This is a genomic window from Pseudomonas izuensis, assembly GCF_009861505.1.
GTDB lineage: Bacteria > Pseudomonadota > Gammaproteobacteria > Pseudomonadales > Pseudomonadaceae > Aquipseudomonas > Aquipseudomonas izuensis.
Map to the genome: position 1 here is coordinate 73,919 of NZ_WTFT01000035.1, position 25,113 is coordinate 99,031.

26 protein-coding genes are annotated in these 25,113 nt (G+C 61.8%); 7 read left to right on the forward strand and 19 right to left on the reverse strand.

Annotated features, from left to right (window positions below):
* Positions 1-3: 3 nt before the first annotated feature.
* Both GPL81_RS24465 and GPL81_RS24470 read right to left on the reverse strand, forming a co-directional pair.
* Positions 4-930 carry an alpha/beta hydrolase gene (locus tag GPL81_RS24465; RefSeq protein ID WP_160108797.1) on the reverse strand — a complete coding sequence of 309 codons (927 nt, stop codon included), beginning with the start codon at positions 928-930 and terminating at the stop codon, positions 4-6.
* Positions 917-1,756 (reverse strand): SDR family NAD(P)-dependent oxidoreductase, encoded by an 840-nt coding sequence (locus GPL81_RS24470; protein WP_160108798.1) that lies wholly within the window; start codon positions 1,754-1,756, stop codon positions 917-919. Before GPL81_RS24470 ends, GPL81_RS24465 begins: the two co-directional genes overlap by 14 nt.
* 145 nt (positions 1,757-1,901) lie before the next feature.
* Here GPL81_RS24470 and GPL81_RS24475 point away from each other — a divergent pair, with 145 nt between their 5' ends.
* From GPL81_RS24475 to GPL81_RS31155, 4 genes are all read left to right on the forward strand, one after another.
* The gene (locus GPL81_RS24475) at positions 1,902-2,945 is read left to right on the forward strand and encodes a 3-ketosteroid-9-alpha-monooxygenase, oxygenase component (protein ID WP_160108799.1); all 1,044 of its coding nucleotides are present in this window, start codon (positions 1,902-1,904) and stop codon (positions 2,943-2,945) included.
* Positions 2,946-3,081: 136 nt separating this feature from the next.
* A complete protein-coding gene (locus GPL81_RS24480; protein ID WP_096509996.1) occupies positions 3,082-4,212 on the forward strand; it encodes a helix-turn-helix transcriptional regulator in 1,131 nt (376 codons plus the stop codon).
* Positions 4,213-4,299: 87 nt separating this feature from the next.
* Positions 4,300-4,848, forward strand: coding sequence for an ADP compounds hydrolase NudE (gene nudE / locus GPL81_RS24485; protein WP_160108800.1), 549 nt, complete (start codon positions 4,300-4,302; stop codon positions 4,846-4,848).
* Positions 4,849-5,201: 353 nt separating this feature from the next.
* The gene (locus GPL81_RS31155; protein ID WP_178122628.1) at positions 5,202-5,369 is read left to right on the forward strand and encodes a hypothetical protein; all 168 of its coding nucleotides are present in this window, start codon (positions 5,202-5,204) and stop codon (positions 5,367-5,369) included.
* Positions 5,370-5,421: 52 nt separating this feature from the next.
* Here the strand turns inward: GPL81_RS31155 and dmpG are convergent, their stop codons facing one another.
* The 4 genes from dmpG to GPL81_RS24505 are packed head-to-tail and all read right to left on the reverse strand — an operon-like array spanning position 5,422 to position 9,015.
* Positions 5,422-6,456, reverse strand: coding sequence for a 4-hydroxy-2-oxovalerate aldolase (gene dmpG / locus GPL81_RS24490; protein ID WP_160108801.1), 1,035 nt, complete (start codon positions 6,454-6,456; stop codon positions 5,422-5,424).
* A gap of 12 nt (positions 6,457-6,468) precedes the next feature.
* The gene (locus GPL81_RS24495; protein WP_160108802.1) at positions 6,469-7,377 is read right to left on the reverse strand and encodes an acetaldehyde dehydrogenase (acetylating); all 909 of its coding nucleotides are present in this window, start codon (positions 7,375-7,377) and stop codon (positions 6,469-6,471) included.
* A 19-nt stretch (positions 7,378-7,396) separates the two neighbouring features.
* Positions 7,397-8,188 carry a fumarylacetoacetate hydrolase family protein gene (locus GPL81_RS24500; RefSeq protein WP_160108803.1) on the reverse strand — a complete coding sequence of 264 codons (792 nt, stop codon included), beginning with the start codon at positions 8,186-8,188 and terminating at the stop codon, positions 7,397-7,399.
* Positions 8,185-9,015 carry an alpha/beta fold hydrolase gene (locus tag GPL81_RS24505; protein WP_160108804.1) on the reverse strand — a complete coding sequence of 277 codons (831 nt, stop codon included), beginning with the start codon at positions 9,013-9,015 and terminating at the stop codon, positions 8,185-8,187. The genes GPL81_RS24500 and GPL81_RS24505 overlap by 4 nt, the downstream gene beginning before the upstream one ends.
* A gap of 321 nt (positions 9,016-9,336) precedes the next feature.
* On the opposite strand from GPL81_RS24505, the gene GPL81_RS24510 reads away from it, so the two are divergent.
* Both GPL81_RS24510 and GPL81_RS24515 read left to right on the forward strand, forming a co-directional pair.
* Positions 9,337-10,110 (forward strand): SDR family oxidoreductase, encoded by a 774-nt coding sequence (locus GPL81_RS24510; protein WP_160108805.1) that lies wholly within the window; start codon positions 9,337-9,339, stop codon positions 10,108-10,110.
* Between the two features lie 17 nt (positions 10,111-10,127).
* Positions 10,128-10,625 carry an SRPBCC family protein gene (locus GPL81_RS24515; protein WP_160108806.1) on the forward strand — a complete coding sequence of 166 codons (498 nt, stop codon included), beginning with the start codon at positions 10,128-10,130 and terminating at the stop codon, positions 10,623-10,625.
* Between the two features lie 454 nt (positions 10,626-11,079).
* On the opposite strand, the gene GPL81_RS24520 is transcribed toward GPL81_RS24515, so the two are convergent.
* The 11 genes from GPL81_RS24520 to GPL81_RS24570 all read right to left on the reverse strand — a co-directional run bounded on the left by GPL81_RS24520 (position 11,080) and on the right by GPL81_RS24570 (position 21,607).
* Complete coding sequence (locus tag GPL81_RS24520; RefSeq protein WP_160108807.1) at positions 11,080-11,505, reverse strand: steroid Delta-isomerase; 426 nt, start codon at positions 11,503-11,505, stop codon at positions 11,080-11,082.
* The gene (locus tag GPL81_RS24525) at positions 11,506-12,708 is read right to left on the reverse strand and encodes an acetyl-CoA C-acyltransferase (RefSeq protein ID WP_160108808.1); all 1,203 of its coding nucleotides are present in this window, start codon (positions 12,706-12,708) and stop codon (positions 11,506-11,508) included. It lies immediately after the preceding gene.
* 31 nt (positions 12,709-12,739) lie between these two features.
* Complete coding sequence (locus GPL81_RS24530; protein ID WP_160108809.1) at positions 12,740-13,198, reverse strand: MaoC family dehydratase; 459 nt, start codon at positions 13,196-13,198, stop codon at positions 12,740-12,742.
* 2 nt (positions 13,199-13,200) lie between these two features.
* Positions 13,201-13,983, reverse strand: coding sequence for an SDR family oxidoreductase (locus GPL81_RS24535; RefSeq protein WP_160108810.1), 783 nt, complete (start codon positions 13,981-13,983; stop codon positions 13,201-13,203).
* 14 nt (positions 13,984-13,997) lie between these two features.
* Positions 13,998-15,191, reverse strand: coding sequence for an acyl-CoA dehydrogenase family protein (locus tag GPL81_RS24540; protein WP_160108811.1), 1,194 nt, complete (start codon positions 15,189-15,191; stop codon positions 13,998-14,000).
* On the reverse strand, positions 15,188-16,360 hold the full coding sequence (locus GPL81_RS24545) for an acyl-CoA dehydrogenase family protein (RefSeq protein WP_160108812.1): 1,173 nt from the start codon (positions 16,358-16,360) through the stop codon (positions 15,188-15,190). Before GPL81_RS24545 ends, GPL81_RS24540 begins: the two co-directional genes overlap by 4 nt.
* 149 nt (positions 16,361-16,509) lie before the next feature.
* Positions 16,510-17,928, reverse strand: a complete 1,419-nt coding sequence (locus tag GPL81_RS24550; RefSeq protein ID WP_160108813.1) for an ArnT family glycosyltransferase — start codon at positions 17,926-17,928, stop codon at positions 16,510-16,512.
* A gap of 124 nt (positions 17,929-18,052) precedes the next feature.
* Positions 18,053-19,561 (reverse strand): ArnT family glycosyltransferase, encoded by a 1,509-nt coding sequence (locus tag GPL81_RS24555; RefSeq protein ID WP_160108814.1) that lies wholly within the window; start codon positions 19,559-19,561, stop codon positions 18,053-18,055.
* Between the two features lie 3 nt (positions 19,562-19,564).
* The gene (locus GPL81_RS24560; RefSeq protein WP_096515267.1) at positions 19,565-19,843 is read right to left on the reverse strand and encodes a lipid-A-disaccharide synthase N-terminal domain-containing protein; all 279 of its coding nucleotides are present in this window, start codon (positions 19,841-19,843) and stop codon (positions 19,565-19,567) included.
* Positions 19,843-20,583 carry a glycosyltransferase family 2 protein gene (locus GPL81_RS24565; RefSeq protein ID WP_121103183.1) on the reverse strand — a complete coding sequence of 247 codons (741 nt, stop codon included), beginning with the start codon at positions 20,581-20,583 and terminating at the stop codon, positions 19,843-19,845. Before GPL81_RS24565 ends, GPL81_RS24560 begins: the two co-directional genes overlap by 1 nt.
* Positions 20,584-20,629: 46 nt before the next feature.
* Positions 20,630-21,607 carry an NAD-dependent epimerase/dehydratase family protein gene (locus GPL81_RS24570; RefSeq protein ID WP_160108815.1) on the reverse strand — a complete coding sequence of 326 codons (978 nt, stop codon included), beginning with the start codon at positions 21,605-21,607 and terminating at the stop codon, positions 20,630-20,632.
* 300 nt (positions 21,608-21,907) lie between these two features.
* Here GPL81_RS24570 and GPL81_RS24575 point away from each other — a divergent pair, with 300 nt between their 5' ends.
* On the forward strand, positions 21,908-22,555 hold the full coding sequence (locus GPL81_RS24575) for a YceH family protein (protein ID WP_160108816.1): 648 nt from the start codon (positions 21,908-21,910) through the stop codon (positions 22,553-22,555).
* 850 nt (positions 22,556-23,405) lie between these two features.
* Here the strand turns inward: GPL81_RS24575 and GPL81_RS24580 are convergent.
* The gene (locus tag GPL81_RS24580; protein WP_160108817.1) at positions 23,406-23,924 is read right to left on the reverse strand and encodes a cupin domain-containing protein; all 519 of its coding nucleotides are present in this window, start codon (positions 23,922-23,924) and stop codon (positions 23,406-23,408) included.
* Between the two features lie 195 nt (positions 23,925-24,119).
* Positions 24,120-24,938: a shikimate 5-dehydrogenase gene (locus GPL81_RS24585; protein WP_160108818.1), complete on the reverse strand. Its 819-nt coding sequence runs from the start codon at positions 24,936-24,938 to the stop codon at positions 24,120-24,122.
* Between the last annotated feature and the right edge of the window lie 175 nt (positions 24,939-25,113).

Consider the following 25,113-nt stretch of genomic DNA (forward strand, 5'->3'; position numbering starts at 1 on the left):
CGTTCAATTGAGTGCCCTGCGCAGATCGGCCGCGGCGTCGGCCAAAGCCAATGCAGCGCCCTCGACAAACGGAGCCATGCTGATGAACCCGTGAATCATGCCTTCGCAGCGTTGCAGGCGCACCGATACACCCGCCTGCAGCAGGCACCGGGCAAAAGCTTCGCCTTCATCACGCAACGGATCGAATTCGGCGGTGATGAGCGTGGTCGGCGGCAAGCCCGCCATACTGTCGGCCCGCAACGGCGAAGCCAGAGGATCATCCCCCTGCCCGGTATCCTGCAAATATTGCTGCCAGAACCAGTACATCATCGCGCTGGACAGAAAATAACCCTCGGCAAAATCCTCATAGGACTGACTGTCGCAACGCGCATCGGTCACCGGATAGAACAGGCACTGGTAACTGATTTTCGGCCCCTTGCGTTGCGCCGCCAAACGACTGACCGCCAACGCCAGGTTGCCCCCTGCACTGTCCCCGGCCAGCGCCAGGCGACGACCATCGATGCCGAGTTCGGTGGCATGCTCTACCAGCCAGCACGTGGCCGCATAGCAATCAAGAGGTGCCGCCGGGAAATGATGTTCCGGTGCCAGTCGATAGGCCACCGACACCACCAACGCCTCTGACTGGCGCGCCAGGGATCGACAGAGGTTGTCGTGGGTATCGAGGTTGCCCATGACAAAACCACCGCCGTGGAAAAACACCAGCAGCGGCAGATTGTCCTCTTCCAGTGGGCGATACAGCCGCGCATCGAGTAGACCTGCGGCACCTGCAACCTTCAGGTCACGCACTTCGATCATCGGATCGCCGGGGATGGCGGGCAGCAGGTTGTCGCTGAACTGCCGGTATTGCTCGGCGTCGAGCTGGCTGAAATCGGGCTCCGGTAGATCGCGAAACTGCTGGAGCACCGCGGCGATCTGCTTATCGAGCGGCATGGGAATCTTCCTCTACATCGGTCATTTGAAAGACGGGATTGGTTTGTTCAAGGATGCTCTGCACCCGCCGCTCCAGCGCTGGTTCGAAGCCTTTGTGCGGCAGGATCCAGAAGCGTTTTTGCGCGATGGCGTCGAACACCTGCGCGGCCAGTTCTCCCGGCGACATGCCTTGGCGAATGGTGCCGTCGAGCAGTTGGCTGAAGGACGAACCGGCGGCGTCCACCACCTGGTTCGACGCCATGATTTCACTGGCGACCGGTCCCGGGCACAGCACCGAAACCGACACCAGTGCGCCGAGCATCGCCAGTTCGTAGTGCAGGGTTTCCGACAGTGCAACCACCGCTTGCTTGGTCACGTTGTACGGCGCCATCAACGGGCTGCTGACCAGCCCTGCCAGGGAGGCGGTGTTGATCACGTGGGCGGCTCGCCCCTGGCGCAAGAACAGCGGTACGAAAGCGCGAATGCCATTGATCACCCCGTCGAGATTGACAGTGAGCATCCGGTCCCATTGCGCCCGGGTGATTTCCCAGCTGTAGCCGGTCTGCATCACCCCGGCGTTATTGAACAACAGGTCCACACCGCCAAACCGCTCGACGGCACAATCACGCAAACGCTCGACCTGCGCCGGGTCGCCAACATCGGTTACACAGGCCAACGCCTGTGCACCGCCAGCCTGCAACTGATCGCAAAAGGTTTGCAGGCCTGCCGCATCCCGATCGGCCAGTACCAGGCGCATGCCCAGCTTCGCCGCGTGCTCGGCCAGGCCTCTGCCAATACCACTGGCGGCCCCGGTAATCACTGCCACCGGGCCATGTTCATTGTTCATCGCCAACTCCTGCACTGGGTCCAATGGCGCCAGTAGAGCGGGCCATCGCCGGGCGGCCATCGTCCATTCAGACGATGCCCGCTTTCACAGGCGCGGCAGAATCCGTGACATGCGCCAAACCCGTGAACCCTGGGAGAACAATAAGATGAGTACCCTGCACCGCATCGAAGCCAGACTGCTGGAAGATCGTTACGCCCGAGGCTGGCACTGCCTGGGCCTGGCGGCCCAATACCGCGACGGCAAGCCCCATCGCCTGGAGGTGTTCGGCACAAAGTTGGTGGCCTTCCAGGGCGAAGACGGCGAGCTGCATATTCTCGATGGCTACTGCCCGCACATGGGCGCCGACCTCAGTACCGGTTGCGTCGAAGGCAACTCGATCCGCTGCCCCTTCCACGCCTGGCGCTGGGGCGCCGATGGCGTCTGCGATGACATTCCCTATGCCAAGCGCATTCCGCCGCGGGCCAAAATCAAAAGCTGGCCGCTGATGGAAGAAAACCATCTGCTGTTCGTCTGGAATGACCCGGAAGGCAACCCGCCACTGCCCGAGCAGCGCATCCCGCGCATCGATGCCTGCTTCAGCGATGAATGGGCGTCGTGGGAAGTCGCTGAACTGCAAATCGGCACCCACTGCCGCGAACTGATCGACAACATCGCCGACATGGCGCACTTCGGCACCGTGCATGGCGCGCCTGTCGAGGAATTCAGCAATATCTTCGAAGGCCACCTGGCCACCCAGATCATGAGCGCCCGCAGCGAGCGGCTGTCCGGGGACAGCGTGTTGAGCACCGTGGCCACCTATTACGGCCCGGCCTATCAGATCACCGAAATGACCGGCGCCATGAACGGCCAGCCGATCCATTCGATCCTGCTCAACTGCCATGTGCCAATTGACCTGGACAGTTTCACCCTGCGTTATGGCGTGCTGGTGAAAAAGATTCCGGGACTCAGCGAAGAGCAGAATCAGGCGATGGCCAAGGCCTACGTGCAGCAGGCCCAGGAAGCCTTTTACGAAGACGTGGCGATCTGGCACAGCAAGACCCGCGTCGACAACCCGCTGCTGTGTGACGGCGATGGCCCGGTGTATCAGTTGCGCCGCTGGTACGAGCAGTTCTACACCGACGTCGAGGCGTTGGCGGCGGACGTGCTGGAACACAAGAAATTTGTCGTGCGCGCCAGCGAACGGGTCTGACGGCAACGGCCTTTCGCCCGCCACGGGCCTGCCCGGCAGCCGCCCGTCAGGCCCTGAGCCCGAGCGTTGCATGGAGCCGATATCGGCGCTTATTCTCGGCCACCGCCAACGCTAATAATAAGAACGGTTTTTCCCTATGCAGCAGGACCTCAGCCTCGATACGTTCAGTGATTTGCTCGGCAACCTCTATCAGGGGCCGCTGGAAAACATTCCCTGGGCGACCTTTCTCAATCAGCTCAATGTGTACCTGAACAGCAAGTACGTGACCTTCATCCTGCGTCCACCCAGCGCCCATGTGGATGGTTTGATGGTCAACACCACCGGCACCTCGACCGAGGCGACCGCGTCCTATAACAAACACTTTTTCAGCCTCGACCCGTTCGTCGACCTGCCCAACCGCCAGGTGGTGACCCTCGCCGAGTTCGTCTCAAACGACGACTGGCAGCAGTCGGAGTTCTACAAGAACTTCCTCGAACCGGTCGACGTGTTCCACATTCTCGGGGCCGACATCAACACCAGTGACGGCGCCCAGTGCCGAATCCGCATCAGCCGCGGGCGTGACGACAAGCCGTTCGGCAACGAAGAAAAAGCCCTGCTCACCCATTTCATCCCGCACCTGGAACGCTCGATCAAGATCCACATGCAGCTCAACCGCATCGAGGCCGAGCGCAACCTGTACGCCGGGGCGGTGAATCAGATGGCGGTCGGCACGATCATCCTCGACGAGGCCGGCAAGGTGCTGCAAACCAACCAGGTCGCCGATCGACTGATCCAGGAAAAGGACGGCATCAAACTGGTCAACGACGGCCTGCAGGTCGGGACCGCCCGTGACACCCAGGAATTCCGACGGCTGGTGAAACAGTCGTTGTTGTCGCAGAAGAGCAGCAACCCATCGGTGGTCGAGGCCCTGCGGGTGCAGCGGCCTTCCGGAAAGGCCGATCTGGGGATTATCGTGCGTTCGGTGCCGCTGACGGACTGGAGCGAAGGCAAGCAGTGCCCCACGGTAGTGATTTTCATCAGCGACCCGGAGCAGCAATCCACCGCGCCCCAGGAGATCGTCCGCGCTCTGTTCGACTTCACTCCGGCGGAAACCCAACTGGCGATGCTGTTGGCCAATGGTCTGACCCTGGACGAAGCCTCGGAAGAGCTGGGTATCAGCCGCAACACCTCGCGGGCTCATTTGCGCTCGACCTTCTCCAAGACCGGCGTGACTCGCCAGACCATGTTGGTGCGCCTGATCCTGCGCAGTGTGGCGACGCTCGGTTAGTACACGGCTTGCGCCCTCGTCCGCTTGGACGATGGCGCCCTCACAGGCAGGGCGCACAGTGTGTCTATCCCAACCAGGGGCCTGACCATGCGCAATTGTCCGACCATCCTCAAGACCGAACTGCTGGCTGAAAGCGGCTACTTTCAGATCGAAGCCTTGCACTTGCAATTCAGCAATGGCCAGCAACGGGTCTATGAACGCTTGCGCGGTACGGGTTATCGCTCGGTGATGGTGGTGGCGATGCCTGATCCGCTGCATGTGTTGCTGGTTCGGGAGTATGCGGTGGGCGTCGAGAAGACCGTGCTCGGCCTGCCCAAGGGCGGCGCAGAGCCCGATGAAGACTACCTGCAGGCGGCGCAGCGCGAACTTTGCGAGGAAGTCGGAATGCGTGCTGCACGCCTTAGTGAACTGGGCGAGCTGACATTGGCGCCGGGCCACCTGTGTCACCGCTACCGAGTGGTACTGGCCGAACAACTGAGCCCCTGCCAACTGACCGGTGACGAACCCGAACCCCTGGAATGCCTGCGGGTGCCACTGGCACAGATCCCCGAACTGGTAGCCCGAGGCGAACTCAATGAAGCCCGTGCCATCGCCGCCCTGTTCATGGCCACGTCCGCCCTCGCCCGTCGTACCTGACACACCACAAACCCTGTGGGAGCAAGGCTTGCCCGCGATGAGGCCGGCACCTTCAACATCACTGTCGCCTGACACACCACCTTCGCGAGCTGGCTCGCTCCCACAAAGGACTGGTGTTTGTCAGCAAACTCTATGTACACCACCACATCACTGTGGGAGCGAGCCTGCTCGCGAAGAGGCCGGCACCTTCAACATCACTGCTGCCTGACACGCCGCCATCGCGGGCAAGCCTTGCTCCCACAGGGGATTGAGGGTGGGTTCAAATTGATCGGGTAGTCCATTCGGACGAAGCCTCGCGCCGCCAGTCGCCATAACGTGCCTCTACAACAATAAAATCCGCGTCGAGGCTCGCCATGCGAAAAGCCACTTGTGCCCTGTTCATCCTCGTTTGCGCCGGCAGCAGCGCCAGCCTGTGCCAGCTCTTCAAGAATGAAGCCTACCGCCCGACCACAGCGTATTTCAGCTGTTCGAGTGCGGCCTTCAACTGTTATCCGCCGCTGGTGCGCAATCTGCTCCCATAAAAAAAACACCGGCCCTGCAAGCAAGACCGGTGGTTTTCAGTTGTTTCAAGGATCAGGTCGGCAACACACCCCGTGACCGCGACAGGGTCAGCGCCAGGTCTTCGATCATGTCTTCCTGACCGCCCACCGTACCGCGTCGCCCCAATTCCACCAGCAACTCACGCGCCGCAATGCCGTACTTCTGCTCGGCACGCTTGGCAAACAGCAGGAATGAACTGTAGACCCCCGCATACCCCAGCGTCAGCGCATCGCGATCGAGGCGGATCGGTTGGTCCATCATCGGCACCACCAGGTCCTCGGCAACGTCCATGATCCGGTACAAATCGACGCCACTGTTGACCCCCATCCGCTCCAGCACCGCCACAAACACTTCCAGCGGCGTATTGCCCGCCCCGGCGCCGAGCCCCGCGACCGAACCGTCGATTCGCGCAGCACCCGCTTCGATCGCCGCCAGCGAGTTGGCAATCGCCATGCCCATGTTGTGGTGGCCGTGGAAACCGACTTCGGTCCCGGCATTCAGCCCGGCGCGCAAGGTGCCGATCTTTTGCGTCACTTCGTCGGGCAGCATGTAGCCGGCCGAGTCGGTGCAGTAGATGCAATTGGCGCCGTAGCTCTCCATCAGCCGCGCCTGCTCCAGCAGTTTTTCGGCGCTGACCATGTGCGCCATCATCAGGAAGCCGACGGTGTCTAGGCCCATCTTCGCCGCCATACCGATGTGCTGGCCGGACACGTCCGCCTCGGTGCAATGGGTCGCCACGCGAATCGTCGACACCCCGTGTTCATGGGCCATCTTCAGGTGATCGAGGGTGCCGATCCCCGGCAGCAACAACGCCGATACCTTGGCCTGCTTCATCAACGGGATCACCGCCGCGAAATATTCCTCATCGCTGTGGGCCGGAAAACCGTAGTTCAGCGACGCGCCGCCCAAGCCATCGCCATGGGTGATTTCGATCAGCGGCACACCGGCCGCATCCAGGCCAGTGGCGACACTGATCATCTGTTCCAGGCTGATCTGATGCTGCTTGGCGTGCATGCCGTCGCGCAGGCTCATGTCGTGCAGACGGACGCTTTTACCTTGTAAATTCATGCTCATCTCCACTCAGCGAACGGGCAGTTGCAGGGCGCCCTTGTGGGCTTCTTCGGCGAACATCTCGGCGGTGCGCAAACCGGCGGCAGTCATGATGTCGAGGTTGCCGGCGGATTTGGGCAGGAAGTCGCCCAGGCCCTCGACCTCGATGAAGATCGACACCTTGCGCCCGTCGAACACCGGCCCGTTGATCAGCTTGTAGCCGGGCACATAGCGCTGCACTTCACGAACCATTTCCAGCACCGAGGTGCGGATCGCATCCTGGTTCGGCTCGTCATCGGTCAGGCAGTGGATGGTGTCGCGCATCATCAGCGGCGGCTCGGCCGGGTTGATCACGATGATGGCCTTGCCACGCCGGGCACCGCCGATCCGTTCCACCGCACCGGCCGTGGTGCGGGTGAATTCGTCGATGTTCTGCCGCGTGCCGGGGCCCACCGAACCGGAGGATACGGTGGCGACAATCTCGCCATAACTCACCGATTGCACCCGCGACACCGCCGCCACCATCGGGATGGTCGCCTGGCCACCGCAGGTGACCATGTTGACGTTCATCGCCAGCGTTGCCGCGTGCTCCTTGAGGTTGACCGGCGGTACGCAGAACGGACCGATGGCCGCCGGCGTGAGATCGATCATGATCACGCCCAGTTCGTTGAGCTTGCGGCTGTTTTCGGCATGGGCGTAGGCCGAGGTGGCATCGAAGGCGATGCGAATATCGTCGTCAAGAACGTGGGGCAGCAAGCCGTCAACACCCTCGGCGGTGGTCTTCACCCCCATTTCCCGGGCGCGTTTTAGCCCTTCGGATTGCGGGTCGACGCCAACCATCCACACCGGTTCGATCCACTCGGATCGATACATTTTCATCAGCAAGTCGGTGCCGATGTTGCCGGGGCCGATAATGGCCGCTCTGAGTTTCTTGCTCATCCGGTTAAAACCCCACAGGTCAGGCGCAGAAAGACACCCGGGCACTGCCCAGGCCATCGATGGTCAATGAGAAACTGTCGCCGGCACGGGCCGGTTCCAGCGGCACCAGCGAGCCCGAGAGAATGATTTCCCCCGCTTTGAACGGGATGCCGAAGGCGCCCAGGGTGTTGGCCAGCCAGGCCACGGCGGTCAGCGGATTGCCCTGCACCGCCGAGCCGAGGCCTTCGCTGAGCGGGGCACCATTTTTCGACACGCGCATGCGCAGGTTGGGCAGGTCCAGCTCGCGCGGGTCGACCTGGCTGTCGCCCAGCACGAACACCCCGCAGGACGCGTTGTCGGCAACGGTGTCCTGGATGCGGATGCGCCAGTCGTGGATCCGCGAATCGACAATCTCGAAACACGGCATCACGTACTCGGTAGCGTCCAGCACGTCGGCTTCGGTGATGCCGGGGCCGACCAGATCGCGCTTGAGTTTGAAGGCAATCTCACCTTCGGCCCGGGGCTGGATCAGTTTGTTGGCGGACAGGGAAATCCGGGCGTCATCGGCGAAGGACATTTGCCGGGTGATGAAACCGAAATCCGGCTGATGCACATTGAGCATCTGCTGCACCGCCGCCGAGGTCACGCCGATTTTCTTGCCGACGATCTCATCCCCGGCCGCCACTCGCCGTTCGATGCTGTAGAGGGAAATATGGTAGGCGTCTTCGATGCTGATCGCCGGCCAGCGCTCGGTCAGCGGCGCCAGCGTGCGGCCGCTCAGCAGCGCCTGATACAGCTCTTCGCCGAACTCACGGCGCAATTGCACGCTCATCGGCGGGCCTCCCCAAGGAATGCGAGGCACTGGCGATTGAACCGTTCACGGTGCTCGACCTGGACCCAATGTCCGCATTCGCTAAGCAGCACGAATTGAATATTGCGGCAGTGCTGCATCATGGTGTGTGCGCCCGACACCGGGCAGAATTTGTCGTTCATGCCCCAGAAGCCGAGGATCGGGCACTGCAATTCGCCCAGGCGCGCGGTCATGTTCGGTACCTGCATGGTCGACAGCACGCAGACCGGTTGCTGCTGCACCACGGCCACTCGCTCGTTGACCGTCTCGTCGCTGATCAGGGTGTCGTCGAATAGTTGCAGCGCCAGCAAACGACGCATGCCCGCCGCGTCATTCAGCTCACCCTTGGCGAAGGCCGCGCCCATTTTCTGGATGCCCTCCATTTGCAGGTAGTACTGCTCTTTTTCCATCAGGCCGCCGGGGGCCATCAGCACCAGGCGGCTGACCCGGTGCGGCTGGTCGAGGGCCAGTTTGATTGCGATGGCGCCGCCCAGGGAGTTGCCGACCAGCACGCATCGCTGGATATCCAGGGCGTCGAGCAGACCGCTCAGGGCGGTGACGAAGAAATCGAGGGTGTAGAGGCTGTCGGGTTTGTCCGAAGCGCCGTAGCCCGGCAGGTCGGGGACGATGACGCGGTAGCCCGCGTCGGCGAACACCGGGTAATTCTGTTTGAAGTTGCTGTGACCGCTGGCGCCCGGTCCGCTGCCATGGATGAAAATCACCGGCTCGCCGGCTCCACCGGTATCCAGATAGTGCAGCTGCAAACCTTCCGGCAGCGTAACGAAGTGCCCTTGCGCTGAAGCGCCCATAAGGTGTCCTCCCGGCCTGTTGTTGTCATCGGATTATTCCGAGGGGCCGGGCAGTCAACATCGTCCGACAGGACTACGCCCACTCCTCTAAGGGTGTACGCAAAATCTGCAAACGATCAAAAACACTGTAGGAGCGAGCCTGCTCGCGATAGGGCCGGCACATTCAACATCAACGGCGCCTGACACTCCGCCATCGCGAGCAGGCTCGCTCCTACAGTGTGTGGTGGGTGGCCAAAATCCCTAGTCTCATCGGACGTAGGCTTTTGGCCAATGCGGACCTAGCATCGACTGCATTTCCCAGCGATTAAACGAGGCCTTCCCATGCTTGATCCGATGGACTTTCGCGGCAAAGTGGTACTCATTACCGGCGGTGGCAAAGGGGTCGGTCGCGGCATCAGCCAGCGCTTTCTGGACTGTGGCGCCGAGGTCGTGATCTGCGGTCGCGAAGCTCCGCAGACCTTGCCAGCCCGTGGCGGGCGTGAGGCGCTGTTTGTGCCTTGCGATCTACGGGATGTCGAGCAATCGGGGCAGTTGATCGAGCGAATTGTCGAGCGCTTCGGTCGCCTCGATGTGCTGGTCAACAACGCCGGCGGCTCGCCGAATGCCGAGGCCGCCAGTGCTTCGCCGCGATTCAGCGAATCGATCATCCGCCTGAACCTGCTGGCGCCGCTGAATCTGTGTCAGCAGGCCAACCGGGTGATGCAGGCGCAGGCCGAGGGTGGCGCGATCATCAATATCTGCAGCGTCAGCGCCACCCGCCCTTCTCCGGGCACCGCCGCCTACGGCGCGGCCAAGGCCGGGTTGCTCAACCTGACCACCTCGCTGGCCGTGGAGTGGGCGCCCAAGGTGCGGATCAACGCGGTGACGGCCGGGTTGATACTCACCGAGCAAGCAGCGATGCACTATGGCGACGACGCCGGAATCGCCCGGGTGGCAGCGACCATTCCGTTGCAGCGCCTGGCAAATCCTGAAGATATCGGCGATGCCTGTCTGTACCTGGCCTCACCGCTGGCGCGTTATGTCAGCGGCGCGGATGTTGCGGTGCACGGCGGCGGTGAACGACCTGCGTTTCTCGACGCGGCCCAATCCCATTGAAAAACAGGAGTTGCACCATGTCTGCGATTGCCAGCCACAGCGTCCTGCTCGACCTCAGCCTGCCAGCCGCGTGGGCGAAATTGCGCGACCTGAGCCTCGCCCCGCACTACGTACCGGGCTTGACCGGTTGCCAGTTTCACCCAGGCGCCCGTGAGGGCCAGGGCGCCAGCCGCCGGGTGTTTCGCAAGGGTGGGCAATGGCTGGATGAAACCGTGGTGCAATGGCAGGAAGGCGTCGGTTTTGTGTTGATCCTGCACAAGGCCAGTGGCGGCGCCCCCTTCCCCTTTCGCGAGGCCAGCTTCAGCTACACCCTGCAAGCCGAGGGCGACGCCACGCGCATCACCACCCGGATGAGCTACAGCCTGCGCGGTGGCAAGCTGGTGGAGGGGTTGCTGGGCAAGGCGTTCAACAAGGTGGTGCGCGAGATCGCCCTAAACCTCAAGGCCTATTACGAAACCGGCAAAACCCAGAATGCCGATCTGACCCAAGGACGTACGTTGAACTCTGCCCGGTAAACACCACTTTCCCTGTGGGAGCAAGGCTTGCCCGCGATGGCGGTTTGTCAGGCGGCATTGATGTTGGATGTGCCGACCTCTTCGCGAGCAAGCTTTGCTCCCACAGTGGATTTGCGTCGACCATTGAAACTGGAATCGAGGCTTAACCTTGTGGGAGCAAGGCTTGCCCGCGATGGCGACTTGTCAGGCGGCATTGATGTTGGATGTGCCGACCTCTTCGCGAGCAAGCTTTGCTCCCACAGTGGATTTGCGTCGACCATGGAAATTGGAGTCGATGGTTAACCTTGTGGGAGCAAGGCTTGCCCGCGATGGCGACTTGTCAGGCGGCATTGATGTTGGATGTGCCGGCCCCTTCGCGAGCAAGCTTTGCTCCTACAGTTGATTTGCGTCGACCATGGAAATTGGAGTCGATGGTTAACCTTGTGGGAGCGGGCTTGCTCGCGAAGGCGGCGTGTCAGGCGACATTGATGTTGGATGTGCCGGCCTCTTCGCGAGCAGGCTCGCTCCCACAGAGGTTGATCTCGCTCCAATAGGCCTTCATCGAGCGGATCTTGCCGTCGGCATCGAACTCCATCACGTCGATCACGTGCAGCGAACACGGCTGCCCTGCCCACTCCATGTCGACCCGAAACGGCATCGCACCGCAACCGTTGAGGGTTGCACGCACCGGCCCCGTCAGGGTCGCCGATACCTTGCTGGTGCCCAGCCCTTCACGGTAGAAGCGTTCAATGGCGACGATGCCCCGCAACGGGGTTTGACCCACAGGGTCTTCAACCACCGCGTCCTGGCTGTAGAGCGCAATGATTTCGTCGATATCACCGGCATCCACCAATTCCACATAGCGTGCCATGGTCGCCTGAATCTGTTGTGCACCGATCATTCAGACCACCTCGAACAATGCAGCAGCGCCCATGCCGCCACCGATGCACATGCTCACCACCACATAGCGCAAACCGCGGCGCTGGCCCTCCACCAATGCATGCCCGACCATCCGCGCACCGGACATGCCGAAAGGATGCCCAATGGAAATCGCCCCGCCGTTGACGTTCAAGCGGTCGGCGGGAATGCCCAGGGTGTCGCGGCAGTACAGCACCTGGCAGGCGAATGCCTCGTTCAGCTCCCAAAGGCCGATATGGTCCATGGTCAGGCCATGGCGCTTGAGCAGCTTCGGAATCGCGTAGATCGGGCCAATGCCCATCTCGTCCGAATTGCAGCCCGCAACGGCCATGCCGCGATAAATCCCCAGCGGTTCCAGGCCACGTTTTTCCGCCATTTTCGCGCTCATCAACACCGAGGCCGAAGCGCCGTCGGACAGTTGCGAGGCGTTGCCGGCGGTGATGAAGCGGCCCTTGTCGCTCCATTGACCGCCCGGCCATACCGGCTCCAGCGCATTCAGGCTTTCGCGGGTGGTGTCGATGCGGTTGCACTCGTCGCGCAGCAAGGTCACGGTTTCAAAGCGAGTTTCGCCCGTGGCCTTGTCGACGATGGCCTTGCGGCTGGCCAGCGGTGCCAGTTCACGGTCAAAGCGTCCGGCACTCTGGGCCAGGGCGGTGCGCATCTGGCTCTGGTAGCTGTATTCGTCCTGTTCTTCACGGGAAATGCCGTAGCGCGCGGAGACGATCTCGGCGGTTTCGATCATCGGTATATAAGCGTGCTGATCAAGCTCGATCACCGCGCCCGATTGGTTGCGATACAGGTTCTTGTGTTTGTTCTGCACCAGGGAAATCGACTCCAGGCCACCGGCCACGGCGATATCGATTTCGTCGCACATGATGCCTTTGGCGGCCATGGCAATGCTCATCAATCCCGACGAGCATTGGCGCTCGACCGCCATCCCGGCGACGGAAGCCGGCAAGCCGCCGGCAATCGCGCACAGGCGCCCAAGATTGTAGGACTGCGTGCCCTGCTGCGCGGCGGCGCCGATGATCACGTCGTCGACTTCCCCCGGCTCGATACCGGCGCGGCGAACGGCTTCGCGCACCACGTGGCCACCCAGTTGCGGCGCTTCGGTGTCGTTGAACGCGCCGCGAAAAGCCTTGCCGATGGGCGTGCGGGCGGTCGAAACGATGACGGCTTCTTTCATGCTCAATTCCTCGGAAATACTGCTGACTGACTCAGGCGGGGTAATAGCGGCTGATGGTGTCGACCACACAACCGGGGCGTTCCTCGCCCTCGATCTCGACGCTGACGCGGATGGTCGCCTGAACGCCGCCCTTCACTGCCTCGACCGCGACCAATTGCGCGCTGCCCCGCACCCGCGAGCCGACGCGGACCACGGCGGGAAAACGCACTCGCTCGCAGCCGTAATTGACGCCCATGGCCAGGCCGCGCACCTCGACGATCTGCGGCAGAAACAGATTGACCAGGGACAGGCTCAGGTAGCCGTGGGCAATGCAGGTGCCAAAGGGTCCACTGGCAGCCTTGACCGGATCGACGTGAATCCATTGGTGATCGCCCGTAGCCTCGGCGAACAGGTCGATGCGGTCCTGCTCCAGCAGCAGCCAGTCACTGACGCCCAGTGTCTCGCCCACGGCGTCGGACAAGGCCAGGGGCGTGTCGAATATACGTGGCATGTTCAAGCCCTCTGGCTGGACACCGACAACACTTCGCCGGTCATGTAGGAGCTGTAATCGCTGGCCAGGAACATCATCACGTTGGCCACTTCCCAGACCTCGGCGGCGCGGCCGAAGGCTTCGTTGGCGGCGAGCTGATCGAGCACCGCCTGGGGCGCGGATTTGCGCAGGAAATCGTGCAGGGCAATGCTCGGGCTGACCGCGTTGATGCGGATGCCATGTTCAGCGGCCTCCACCGCCGCGCAACGGGTCAACGCCATGACCCCGGCCTTGGCAGCGGCGTAATGCGCCTGTTCTTTCTGCGCCCGCCAGCCCAGCACCGAAGCGTTATTGACGATGACCCCGGCCCGCCGCGCGATCATCTTCGGCAACATGGCGCGGGTCATGCGCATGGTGCCGGTCAGCGTCACATCGAGGACCCGGTTCCACTCCTCGTCGGACATTTCCACCAGCAGCCGCGAGCCGCCAAGACCGGCGTTGTTGATCAACACGTCGACGCCCTGCAAATCACGTTCGGCAGAGGCGATCAGCTGTTGCACCTGCGCTTCATCGGCGACGTTGCACACCTGGCCGAAGACCTGTTCAAGACCCGTGGTTTCGCGGATCTTCGACACCGCTTCGGCCAGCCGGCCTTCATGGATATCGCTGATCATCAAGGCGCGGCAACCTTCCTCGGCCGCACGCACGGCGGCGGAAAAACCGATGCCGGCGCCCGCCGCCGCGGTGATCAATACCGACTTGCCGCGCAGCAGGCCGTGACCTGCAACATAGTGAGGAACAGACATGCAAAACTCCTTGATCAGGTGCGCGGACGCGGTTCCTTGGGCATTCCCAAGGCGCGCTCGGCGATGATGTTGCGCTGGATTTCGTTGCTGCCGCCGTAGAGGGTGTCGGCGCGACTGAACAGGTACAGCGACTGCAAGCGGGTGAGCTGATACGGCGCGGCTTCGAGCAATTCGGCTTCGGCGCCGAGCACGTCCATCGCCAACTTGCCGAGGCTGGCGTGCCAGGTCGACCAGAACAGCTTGTAGATGGTCGCCTCCTTGCGCAGCGATCCGTCCTGGGCACCGGAAAGCATGCGCAGCGAGTTGTAGCGCATGATCCGCAACCCGCTCCAGGCGTCGGCCAGGCGCTGGCGCATCACTGGATCGCGCGCGGCACCGTTGGCCTTGGCGATGGCGATGATTTCGTTGAGCTCGTTCTGGAACTGCATCTGCTGGCCAAGCGTCGAGACACCACGCTCGAACCCGAGCAGCGCCATCGCAATCTTCCAGCCCTCCCCCGGCGCGCCAATGAGGTTGGCGGCGTCGGTGCGGGCGTCGTCGAAGAACACTTCGTTGAATTCCGAAGTGCCGGTCAATTGCTCGATCGGCCGTACGGTGATTCCTGCCTGATCCATCGGCACCAGCAGGAACGACAAGCCGCGATGGCCGACGCTGCCGGGCTCGGTACGGGCGATCACGAAGCACCAGTCCGATTCATGGGCCAGCGAGGTCCAGACCTTTTGCCCGTTGATCACCCAACTGCCACCGGCTTCGTCCAGCGCCGCGCGGGTCTTGACGTTGGCCAGATCCGACCCGGCGCCCGGCTCGGAATAGCCCTGGCACCAGAACTCGGTGCCGCTGACGATGCCCGGCAGAAAACGCCGATGTTGCTCGGCAGTGCCAAACGCGGCGATGGTCGGCCCAGCCAAGCCTTCGCCGATATGGCCCATGCGTCCGGGACCGCCGGCGCGGGCGTACTCTTCGTGGAAAATCACTTGCTGACTGATCGACAGGCCGCGCCCGCCGTGTTCCGGCGCCCAGCCGACACACGTCCAGCCACCTTGGGCCAGTTTGCGCTCCCAGGCTTTGCGCTCCTCGGGGAACATGTGCTCATCGCCCGGCCCGCCGCGAAAGCGCAGGGGCTCGAATTCACCGCAAAGGTTGGCGTCCAACCAGTCGGCCACTTCCCGACGGAAACCCTCGTCCTGCTCACTGAAACTGATTTTCATGGCTGCTCCCCGAGAATCACTGTGGCAATCCGCTCGCGATGCCAGGCCGGTCGCCCGAGAAAGCTCTCGCTGGCACGGGCGCGCTTGAAATAGAGGTGCGGGTCGTATTCCCAGGTGAAACCGACGCCGCCGTGCAACTGGATCGATTCGGCTGCGCACTGGAAACAGGTTTCAGAGCACTGTGCCTTGGCCAGCGCCGCCGCCAGCGCAAGTTCGGCGGCTACCTGCGGGTCGCCTGACGGATCGAGGACTTCCTGGGCCACGCATGCCGCGTAATAACTGGCCGAACGGGCGCATTCGACTTGCAGCATCATGTCGGCGGCACGGTGTTTGAGGGCCTGGAAACTGGCAATGGGACGGCCGAACTGCTGGCGCTCCTGCATGTAGGCAACGCTCAGGTCGAGCACCTGCTGGGCACCACCCGTCTGTTCGGCGGCCAGGCCGATGCAGGCCAATTGCAGGGTTTTCTCCAGCGCAGGCCAGCCCGCGCCGAACTCGCCAAGCAGGCAGTCGGCGTCGAGATACAGGTTCTTGAGCTGGATCCGGGCCTGGCGCCGGGTCTGGTCCATGGTCGGCAACATCTGCCGCTCGATCCCGGCGCGCTTCGCGTCCACGGCGAACAGGCTGATACCCGACTCGCCGGCCGTTCCGGGCGTTCGCGCGGCAACGATCAGGAGGTCGGCGCCATGGCCGTCGAGGACATGCTTGAGGGTACCGTCGAGTACAAACCCGTCGCCCTCGGCAACCACGGTTGACTGGATATCCTGCGCCGACCAGCCATTCGCGCTGCTGAACGCCAGGGTCGCGGTGAGGCTGCCGTCGGCGATCGACGGCAACCAGCGTTGCTTCTGCTCCTCGTTGGCCGCCAGCAACAACGCAGGCGTGGCCATGCAGGCGGTGGCGAAAAACGGTGAACACAGCAGGCGACGGCCCATTTGCTCCAGCAAAATCGCCAGTTCGACGAAGCCCAGGCCAAGCCCGCCGTACGCTTCCGGAATATGGATCGCCGGCCAGTACATCTCGCGGCACAGCCGCTGCCAGAGAGCCTCGTCGAAACCTCGCTCGCTGACCATTGCCGCTCGCACGGCGGCAGAGTCCGACACATCGGCGAGAAAACTCTCGGCCGATGCGCGGATCATTTCCTGTTCGTCGCTGAATGCAAACTCCATCGCGGCGCCTTCTGCTCGTTAAGCGGGGCGCGCATGGCGCAACACCCCTTTGAGCTTCGAGTTTGGCGTCCGTCGAACGCGGCAGAATCGTTAGCCCTGCCTAGTCCGAACGGGCGATGTCGCGGTGATTGTTTTGCGAAGGGAGCCGATCAGCGGCAATCGGCTGCGAGGTGGACGAGCAGCGCTGCGTGGTCCGGTTTCAAATAGGGTTCGACTTCCCCGACTTTGCACGCTGCCAGGCCCTGCAGTTCCGGCTCAAGGGGCTCCTGGGCGAACAGCAGCCCTACTGGACGGTTGGCGCCTTGCAACTGCGCAACTGTCAGCGGTGCAACCGGCCGGCCCATGTAGTAGACCAGACGGATATCCGGCTCACCGACGCTGTAGGCTTTCTGGCCCGGTTGCCCGGCGGCCAGCGTGGCGACCTGCTCAAGGCCACCGACCCGATGCGACAACACCCGCGCTTCGACGAACATGTAAAACACCACAAACCCGGCCAGCATCACGTAAGGAACAGTGGCCAGGCATGCCCGCCAGCGCCCCTTCGCGGTGTCGAACACCGCAGCCCAGTGCATCGCCAGCAGCAATGCCATGGAAGGGTAAATCGGCAACAGATACTTGCCGTGCTTTTCGGTGAAACAGGAAAAAATCAGCAGCGGCAGCAGGCTGCAACACAGCAGCATGGCGGCCTCGCGGCGCGCGCGGATCATTGCCCAGAAGCGCCGAGGCTGCACAAACACAATCAGCCAGAACGGAAAGAAATCACCGGCCAGGTACAACAGATAGGCGTACCAGGCCTCGGCGCCTTGACCATCGATTTTCTTCACGATGTCTTCGTTGACGATCGATGCCCAGATGCCCCAACCCTGGTTCATGGACACTGCCACATACCAGGAGCCGCCCAGCACCAGGGCAATCAGCCAGCCCCAGCCGTCGCACAGATAGGCCTTGGCTCGGGCATCGCGATAGATCAGCGCGTAAGCCAGGATCGGCGCTGTCACCCACAGCAGGCAGACGGGTCCCTTGGTCAGCAGTGCACAGCCTAAAAGCACGTAGCTGAGTCGGCTCCAAACGGCCCGGCCCTGTTGGAAAATGAAGTGCCAGGCCGCCAACAACGCGCCGAAACACAGCAAGGTCAACAGCATCTCGATTTCCGAGCGACGGGCGAACAGGCTGAAGGCCCCGTTCGCGGCCAGAAACACCACCGCGAACAACCCGGTCTGGCGTCCGGCCTGCCTGACGCCGTACAGATAGGTGCCGATGCAGCACAGCGTCGCAGCCAGCGCCGACGGCAAGCGAACGCTCCATTCGGACAAACTGCCCAGCACCGCTGTTGAAACCAGGCCCGCCCAATAGAAAAACGGCGGCTTGGACAGGTACAAGTCGCCGTTCATGTAGGGCAGCAGCCAGCTCCCCGCCTCACGCATTTCCCGTACGGTGACGGCTCTGCGGGCCTCGTTGACACTGAGGAATGGCACACTGCCCAGTCCCCAGAAAAACAGCAACGCAATGGCTGCGGCGGCGAGCAAGGCGACAGTGCGCAATGACAAATGACTCAGGATCAACCTCATCAGGATTTCTCCCCACGCGATACCTGAGAATTTCTCGTTTGGGTGAGCCCGTAGAACGGATCGGGCTCACCGACGACGTACAACTCGAGTAATCCTGCTGTCCTTGCTTTACTCATGGGCGCTCTCAATCCCAGCTAAAACGATACACATGTCCAGGCTGACCCGGATGGCATTGGCCGTTATCGGCATCGGCACCGACGATCGACCATTCGGCACGGGATGTTTCGCCCAATTCATGGGCGGCCTCGGGTTTGAAACACTTGCCCAGCAGCTCGTCCGGGACCAAGGCATAGGCCTTGGGATTCTCGCGCAGCCATTTCGCCGCTTGCTCGACCGTCGAATCAGCCATGCCGAAATGCACGATCGGCTGACGGGCCAACAGCCAGTGCCCCTCACGCCAGTTGACCAGCACCAGGTCGGCGCCGTGCGTCATGGTATTGGCCTGCGCCATGATTGCTTCGTGGGGATTGTCGCCTTCCTTGATCGGTTCGATGAAACCACGGGCGAACCACAGCGCGAACCAACACGCGACCAGTACCGGGAATACCCGGCGCAAGCGTGGGCGTTGCTTGAACCAGCGGCCCAGCAGCCACGGCATCAGCGGCGCGGCCGCCAGCACCAGCCCCGGCAGCGCCGGGTAGATGTACAACTTGCGCTTGCCGGCACTGATGCAGAAGAACAGCACCACCAGCGCGACCCAACCGAGCAGCACCAGCACGCGGCCATCGCGCTTTTGCAGTTGCCGGCGCCAGGCCGGTACCAGCCAAGGCAGCGCCAGGACCAGCGGCAGCCAGTATTGCGGGATGACGTTGGTGAAGAAGTACCAGAACGGTTCGCGGTGATCCCACGAGGCGGCATAGCGCCCGGCCGTCTGGCGCAGGAGGATTTCCCGGGCGTAGGCGACTTCGTCAGCCGTGCCATTGAACACGATCGTCAAGGCCAGCGGCAGCAACCAGACAGCAATTGCCGCCAGCATCACCAGCAACCCCAGCAGCCACTTGCGCCCCTCGCCCGGCATCGCCACCACGCCGTTCCAGCGCTTGCGCACCGCATAGCCATACGGAATCAGCAGCAGCGCCGGCAAAAAGCCCACGCCTTTAGTGATCACACCGATGCCCATGGCCGCGCAGCCTATGTAGAACCAGCGCCACGCGGGGCCGAGCAACAAGTGACGCGCCAGACCGTACAGGCCCAGCGTGGTGAACAGCACCAGGAAGCTGTCGATCTGACCGGTGCGCAGGATGCTGTAGGTCTGATAGGTGGCCAGGAACAACAGCGCGGCGTTGCGTCCGATGCGCTGGTTCCACAACCGGCGACCCAGGTCGTAGACCATCGCCGTGACCGACACCGCCGAAAGCAACCCCGGAATATAAAGGGCCAGATTGGGCTTGCCGGTCAGCCAGGCGAAAAACGCCACGGTCCACATGAAGATCGGCGGCTTGTCGCCGTAGATCTCACCGGCACGGTGCGGAATCAGCCAGGAGCCGTGGTGCAGCATTTCCAGGGCCACGCCGAGGAAACGTTCCTCATCGACGTTCTGCGCCTGACGCAGCCCCAGGCCGGCGCCGACCAACAGCAAGGCGAGCAGCATCAGGCCCAGGCATTCGATCCTGGGCGATAACGATCGGCGCATGACTTATTCCTTGAGATGTTTACTTTTGGCAATCAATTGCAGGTTGCGCAGGTACACGATCGAACCAAAGGCCTGACCGGCAATGAACACCGGGTCCTGCCGGTAGATGGCATACGCCAGCAGCAAGGTGCTGCCGACGATGCTCAAGTACCAGAAGCTGGTGGGAATCACGCTGCGCTTTTTGTATTCGCTGTACAGCCACTGCAAGACAAAACGGCCGGTGAACGCGATCTGGCCAACGAAGCCGATGACCAGCCACAGGGTTTCACGGGTCATGGTCATCATCCTTCGATCTCTTGGGCAGTGGTATTCAGGCGCGTGCGCTTGATCAGCCACCAGACGCCGATCAGGTCGAGAATGCCCACCAGGGCGCGGTCAATGTTGCCGTACTTGGACACCCCGGCCGTGCGTGGCCGGTGGTTGACCGGATGGACGATCATTCGGCCATTGTGGCGCTGGATCAGTGCCGGAATGTAGCGGTGCATATGGTCGAAATACGGCAGGCGCAGAAACGCCGCCCGTTCGATCAGCTTCAATCCGCAGCCAGTGTCCGGGGTGGAGTCCTTGAGCAGGCGGCGACGCAGGTTGTTGGCAAAACGCGAGGCCCAGCGCTTGCTTGCGGTATCGCGGCGGTTGACCCGATGCCCGGCAACCAGCTGTACATCGACCATGCCCTGCTTGCCCTGCACCAGCGCCAGCATGCCGGGGATGTCCGCCGGGTCGTTCTGGCCGTCGCCATCGAGCGTGGCCAGCCATTGCCCACGAGCCTCTTGGGCCGCGTGGTACAGCGACGTGCTTTGCCCCAGCGACTGCTCGTGTCGCAGGATGCGCAGGGTACTCAGCCCGTCGTGCTTGAGCTGCCGCAACTCGTGCAAGGTGGCGTCGGTGCTGCCATCGTCGACCACGATGATTTCATAGGATTCATCAGCCAGGGCCGCGCGAACTTCCTCAAGCAAGGGCTTGAGGTTGTTCGCTTCGTTCTTGGCTGGAATCAATACCGATACAAAAATGTCCTGGCTCATAGAGTCCCCTCTTTTTTTTCATTTTCTGTTATCAGAGGTGAACGCTTCATATCTGATAAAACTGCCGATACCACTTCACAAACTCCTTCACGCCGGTGGCTACGGCCACCTGCGGACTGAAATCGATCCACTCTGTCAGGGCCGAGATATCGGCCCAGGTCTTGACTACATCCCCGGCCTGCAGCGGCATGTAATTGCGCTTGGCCGGTGTGTCCAATGCCAATTCCAGGCATTCAATGAAATCCAGCAGCGCCACGGGCTGGCCGCGACCGATGTTGAACAGGCGATTGACGCCCTTGTCCGGTGCGGACGGCACCGGCGGACGGGTACGCAGACGGGCGATGCTTTCGACGATGTCGTCGATGTAGGTGAAGTCCCGCGCCATCTCGCCCTGATTGTAGACATCGATGGGCTGGTCTTTAAGGATGGCCTTGGTGAACTTGAACAGCGCCATGTCAGGCCGGCCCCAGGGCCCGTACACGGTAAAGAAGCGCAGACCACTGGACTTGATGCCATACAGATGGCAATAACTGTCGGCCAGCAGTTCATTGGCGCGCTTGCTGGCCGCGTACAACGAAACCGGGTGATCGACGGCGTCTTCGACGCTGAACGGCAGCTTGCTGTTGCTGCCGTACACCGAGCTGCTCGAGGCGTAGATCAAATGCTCCGGACGATGGTGCCGGCAGGCTTCCAGTACATTGACGAAGCCCACCAGGTTGGATTGAGTGTAGACATCCGGGTTGTCCAGCGAGTAACGCACGCCGGCCTGGGCGGCCAGGTGCACCACTTCGGTAAACCGCTGCTCTTCGAACAAGGCCAGCAACGCCGGTTTATCGACGATGTCCATTTTCCGGAAACTGAAGCCCGGCAAGGCTTCCAGTTCCTTGAGTCGCGCCTGCTTGAGCGTGACGTCATAGTAATCGTTGAGGTTGTCGATACCGACCACCTCATGACCGTCCAGGCACAAGCGCCGGGCGGTATGAAAGCCTATGAAACCGGCGACGCCGGTGACCAGAATGGTCATGACCCGTCGGTCAACACGTTGTGCCGGGTGAAAAACAACGTCAATCTCATGCTTGGCTCCATATCTCTTGAAAAATCGATGACGTTGTCGATGCGCAACAGCACGCGGCACCCAATCATGCCAGACTGCCGTGCGCAGCGACGCATACGGTGCCCGGCAGATTGTAAAAATGCCGTTAACATTTCATTCAGGTTTCGTGTTTCCGCCCGGATGAAACAACGATTTGTGTTGCCATCGACGCACGCCCATCTAAAGTGCATTGACGCAAAGAATACATGAACCGGGTAAGGATGCAGAACCATGAGCACCGAGCAAGCGACAACTTTTGACGAACCGCGCCTCAACAGCACGGAAATCCGCATCCTGGGTTCGCTGATCGAGAAGCAGGCCACCAGCCCGGAAACCTATCCCCTGACCCTCAATGCCCTGGTGATTGCCTGCAATCAGAAAACCAGCCGCGAACCGGTGATGAACCTGACCCAGGGTCAGGTCGGCCATAGCCTGCGCGCCCTCGAAGGGCGGGGTTTCACCAAATTGGTGATGGGCAGCCGCGCGGATCGCTGGGAACACAAGGTCGACAAGGCCCTGGAACTGGTGCCGGCCCAGGTGATTCTGATGGGGCTGCTGTACCTGCGCGGCCCGCAAACCGTCAATGAACTGCTGACCCGCAGCGGGCGCATGCATGACTTCGAAGATACCGAGCAGGTCGTTCATCAATTGGAGCGCCTGATCGCCCGCGACCTGGCACTGTTGATCCCGCGCCAGGCCGGGCAGCGGGAAGACCGCTACATGCATGCCATGGGCGATCCGGCGGACATCGAAGCGATCCTCGCCGCGCGACAGAACCCGATTGAACGCAGTGGCGGCAGCGGCGTTTCGGTCGAGCGGATCGAAGAGCTTGAAGCGCGAATTGCGGCACTGGAAGAGCGGTTGGCGCGGCTTGAATAATCTGCACGAATTTCTGTAGGAGCGAGGCTTGCCGGCTCCCACAGTGATTTTGGGGTGTTCGCCTGTTTTCTGAGCAACACCAGTCCTGTGGGAGCTGGCTTGCCAGCGAAAGCGGTGTGTCAGGCACCGGTGATGTTGGATGTACCGGCCCCTTCGCGGGCAAGCCCGCTCCCACAGTGTTTTGGGGTGTTCGCCTGTTTTCTGAGCAACACCAAGCTGGCTTGCCAGCGAATGCGGTGTGTCAGGCACCGGTGATGTTGGCTGTACCGGCCCCTTCGCGGGCAAGCCCGCTCCCACAGTGTTTTGGGGTGTTCGCCTGTTTTCTGACCAACACCAGTCCTGTGGGAGCTGGCTTGCCAGCGAAAGCGGTGTGTCAGGCACCGGTGATGTTGGCTGTGCCGGCCCCATCGCTGGCAAGCCAGCTCCTACAGTGATTTGGGGCGTTCGCCTGTTTATCTGACCAACACAGGCCCCGTAGGAGCTGGCTTGCCAGCGAAAGCGGTGTGTCAGGCACCGGTGATGTTGGCTGTGCCGGCCCCTTCGCGGGCAAGCCCGCTCCCACAGTGTTTTGGGGGGCTCGCCTGTTTTCTGAGCAACACCAGTCCTGTGGGAGCTGGCTTGCCAGCGAAAGCGGTGTGTCAGGCACCGTTGATGTTGGCTGTGCCGGCCCCTTCGCGGGCAAGCCCGCTCCCACAGTGTTTTGGGGTGTTCGCCTGTTTTTCTGACAATCACAGGCCCCGTAGGAGCTGGCTTGCCAGCGAATGCGGTGTGTCAGGCACCGGTGATGTTGGATGTACCGGCCCCTTCGCGGGCAAGCCCGCACCTCCCACAATGGGCTTTGTGGTGTTTCTCACTCACCGTCCCAGTAATCCACCCCATCCGCCTGGCGGGCCACGGCGACGAATCCCGAGGCGTTGCCCTCGGCATCAACCTTGAAGTCATCCATCACCGCATACTTTCCGGAGTCCGGGTATTCACAGATGTCCGGTGAATGCTGGGTACTGACTGCCAGGTAACGTAATTCGGCATCGCTGGTGTTGATGATCTGGTGCGCCGACTCCGGGCCGCCCGCCGGGCAGGCAATCACGTCACCGGCACGGATCGCAAAGCGCTCGGTCCCCAATCGCACCTCCCCTTCCCCGGCCACGATATAGAACATTTCTTCGTTGACCCGATGGCTGTGAAACGGGCTGCCACGCATACCGGGCTCCAGCGCGTACAAACGATAACCGAGCTTTTGTGCGCCCAATTGCTGGCCAATGCGTGCCTGGCGCTGTCGATAGTGACCGGCGGCTTCACCGGTGGGAGCAAATGCTTCGGGCAGCGGCAGGAGTTCGGCCTGATCCAGGTTGAGAATCGCAGGATGCATGGAAACCTCGGTCACGGTGCTGGTTACAGGAGGGCAAGTCTTTGCTTGCTGGCCAGCAGTATAGGTAGAGATTTATTTGCAAGACCGGGTTGCCTCCTTCGCGAGCAGGCTCGCTCCTACAGGAGGAAACCGGTAGGAATGTAGGAGCGCGCCTGCTCGCGAAGAGGCCAGTACAGTCGGCAAACAAACCTGGGATCAACCCCGGGCAAACTCTACCGCTTTCTGAAACTGCTCCTGCGTCGGTCGCACACCGGTATAAAGCACAAACTGCTCCAGCGCCTGGATCGCAATCACTTCCAGTCCGGTGATCACTTGCTTGCCCTCTGCACGACCGCGCACGATCAGCGGCGTTTCCGAGGGAATCGCCACCACATCGAAGACAATATCCGCCGCTTTGATAACCTCTAAATCAAAAGCCAATTGACCGGCCTCCAGCCCGCCATCCATGCCAACGGGGGTGACGTTGATCAGCATTTGCGGGCGTCGCGAGCCCAGCTCAGCTTGCCACGGGTAGTCCAGGGATTCGGCCAGGGCGCGGCCGGCCTGCTCGTTGCGGGCCACGATCAGGCCGTTCCTGTAACCACCATCGCGCAAGGCGCTGGCCACGGCCTTGGCCATGCCACCGCTGCCGCGCAGGGCAAACGTGGTGTCCTTGGGCACTGCGTGGGTGTCCAACAACTGGGCAATCGCGATGTAATCGGTGTTGTAGGCCTTGAGGTGGCCCTTGGTATTGACGATGGTGTTGATCGACTGGATGGCGGCGGCCGAGGCGTCCAGCTCATCGACCAGGGCAATGCAGGCTTCCTTGAACGGCATCGACACGCCACAACCGCGAATGCCCAAGGCACGAATGCCGCCCACCGCACCCGGCAAGTCCTGACTGCTGAACGCCTTGTAGTAGAAATTCAGCCCCAACTGTTCATACAGATGATTGTGAAATCGCAGGCCAAAGTTCCCGGGGCGTCCGGAGAGGGACATGCACAGCTGGGTGTCTTTGTTCGGGTTCATCTGCATGCGAATCTCCTTGCAATGCACTTTCAGATGGACGGGATTAGCCGGCCATCGTGTTCTGATCGATCATGGTTGCGTGCCTGCACGCGGTTTCACGCAACCGTAAGCAGGCCGGTACAGACCTTACACAAAATTTACCCAACGGCTGTGCTGATTTTCGAAAAAACGCTGTCTTAGT

What these genes read in the sequence shown, in the direction of transcription:
- GPL81_RS24465 (WP_160108797.1), bottom strand. Translation starts at nt 930, where the DNA reads ATGCCGCTCGATAAGCAGATCGCCGCGGTGCTCCAGCAGTTTCGCGAT.
- GPL81_RS24470 (WP_160108798.1), bottom strand. Translation starts at nt 1,756, where the DNA reads ATGAACAATGAACATGGCCCGGTGGCAGTGATTACCGGGGCCGCCAGT.
- GPL81_RS24475 (WP_160108799.1), top strand. Translation starts at nt 1,902, where the DNA reads ATGAGTACCCTGCACCGCATCGAAGCCAGACTGCTGGAAGATCGTTAC.
- GPL81_RS24480 (WP_096509996.1), top strand. Translation starts at nt 3,082, where the DNA reads ATGCAGCAGGACCTCAGCCTCGATACGTTCAGTGATTTGCTCGGCAAC.
- nudE (WP_160108800.1), top strand. Translation starts at nt 4,300, where the DNA reads ATGCGCAATTGTCCGACCATCCTCAAGACCGAACTGCTGGCTGAAAGC.
- GPL81_RS31155 (WP_178122628.1), top strand. Translation starts at nt 5,202, where the DNA reads ATGCGAAAAGCCACTTGTGCCCTGTTCATCCTCGTTTGCGCCGGCAGC.
- dmpG (WP_160108801.1), bottom strand. Translation starts at nt 6,456, where the DNA reads ATGAATTTACAAGGTAAAAGCGTCCGTCTGCACGACATGAGCCTGCGC.
- GPL81_RS24495 (WP_160108802.1), bottom strand. Translation starts at nt 7,377, where the DNA reads ATGAGCAAGAAACTCAGAGCGGCCATTATCGGCCCCGGCAACATCGGC.
- GPL81_RS24500 (WP_160108803.1), bottom strand. Translation starts at nt 8,188, where the DNA reads ATGAGCGTGCAATTGCGCCGTGAGTTCGGCGAAGAGCTGTATCAGGCG.
- GPL81_RS24505 (WP_160108804.1), bottom strand. Translation starts at nt 9,015, where the DNA reads ATGGGCGCTTCAGCGCAAGGGCACTTCGTTACGCTGCCGGAAGGTTTG.
- GPL81_RS24510 (WP_160108805.1), top strand. Translation starts at nt 9,337, where the DNA reads ATGCTTGATCCGATGGACTTTCGCGGCAAAGTGGTACTCATTACCGGC.
- GPL81_RS24515 (WP_160108806.1), top strand. Translation starts at nt 10,128, where the DNA reads ATGTCTGCGATTGCCAGCCACAGCGTCCTGCTCGACCTCAGCCTGCCA.
- GPL81_RS24520 (WP_160108807.1), bottom strand. Translation starts at nt 11,505, where the DNA reads ATGATCGGTGCACAACAGATTCAGGCGACCATGGCACGCTATGTGGAA.
- GPL81_RS24525 (WP_160108808.1), bottom strand. Translation starts at nt 12,708, where the DNA reads ATGAAAGAAGCCGTCATCGTTTCGACCGCCCGCACGCCCATCGGCAAG.
- GPL81_RS24530 (WP_160108809.1), bottom strand. Translation starts at nt 13,198, where the DNA reads ATGCCACGTATATTCGACACGCCCCTGGCCTTGTCCGACGCCGTGGGC.
- GPL81_RS24535 (WP_160108810.1), bottom strand. Translation starts at nt 13,983, where the DNA reads ATGTCTGTTCCTCACTATGTTGCAGGTCACGGCCTGCTGCGCGGCAAG.
- GPL81_RS24540 (WP_160108811.1), bottom strand. Translation starts at nt 15,191, where the DNA reads ATGAAAATCAGTTTCAGTGAGCAGGACGAGGGTTTCCGTCGGGAAGTG.
- GPL81_RS24545 (WP_160108812.1), bottom strand. Translation starts at nt 16,360, where the DNA reads ATGGAGTTTGCATTCAGCGACGAACAGGAAATGATCCGCGCATCGGCC.
- GPL81_RS24550 (WP_160108813.1), bottom strand. Translation starts at nt 17,928, where the DNA reads ATGAGGTTGATCCTGAGTCATTTGTCATTGCGCACTGTCGCCTTGCTC.
- GPL81_RS24555 (WP_160108814.1), bottom strand. Translation starts at nt 19,561, where the DNA reads ATGCGCCGATCGTTATCGCCCAGGATCGAATGCCTGGGCCTGATGCTG.
- GPL81_RS24560 (WP_096515267.1), bottom strand. Translation starts at nt 19,843, where the DNA reads ATGACCATGACCCGTGAAACCCTGTGGCTGGTCATCGGCTTCGTTGGC.
- GPL81_RS24565 (WP_121103183.1), bottom strand. Translation starts at nt 20,583, where the DNA reads ATGAGCCAGGACATTTTTGTATCGGTATTGATTCCAGCCAAGAACGAA.
- GPL81_RS24570 (WP_160108815.1), bottom strand. Translation starts at nt 21,607, where the DNA reads ATGACCATTCTGGTCACCGGCGTCGCCGGTTTCATAGGCTTTCATACC.
- GPL81_RS24575 (WP_160108816.1), top strand. Translation starts at nt 21,908, where the DNA reads ATGAGCACCGAGCAAGCGACAACTTTTGACGAACCGCGCCTCAACAGC.
- GPL81_RS24580 (WP_160108817.1), bottom strand. Translation starts at nt 23,924, where the DNA reads ATGCATCCTGCGATTCTCAACCTGGATCAGGCCGAACTCCTGCCGCTG.
- GPL81_RS24585 (WP_160108818.1), bottom strand. Translation starts at nt 24,938, where the DNA reads ATGCAGATGAACCCGAACAAAGACACCCAGCTGTGCATGTCCCTCTCC.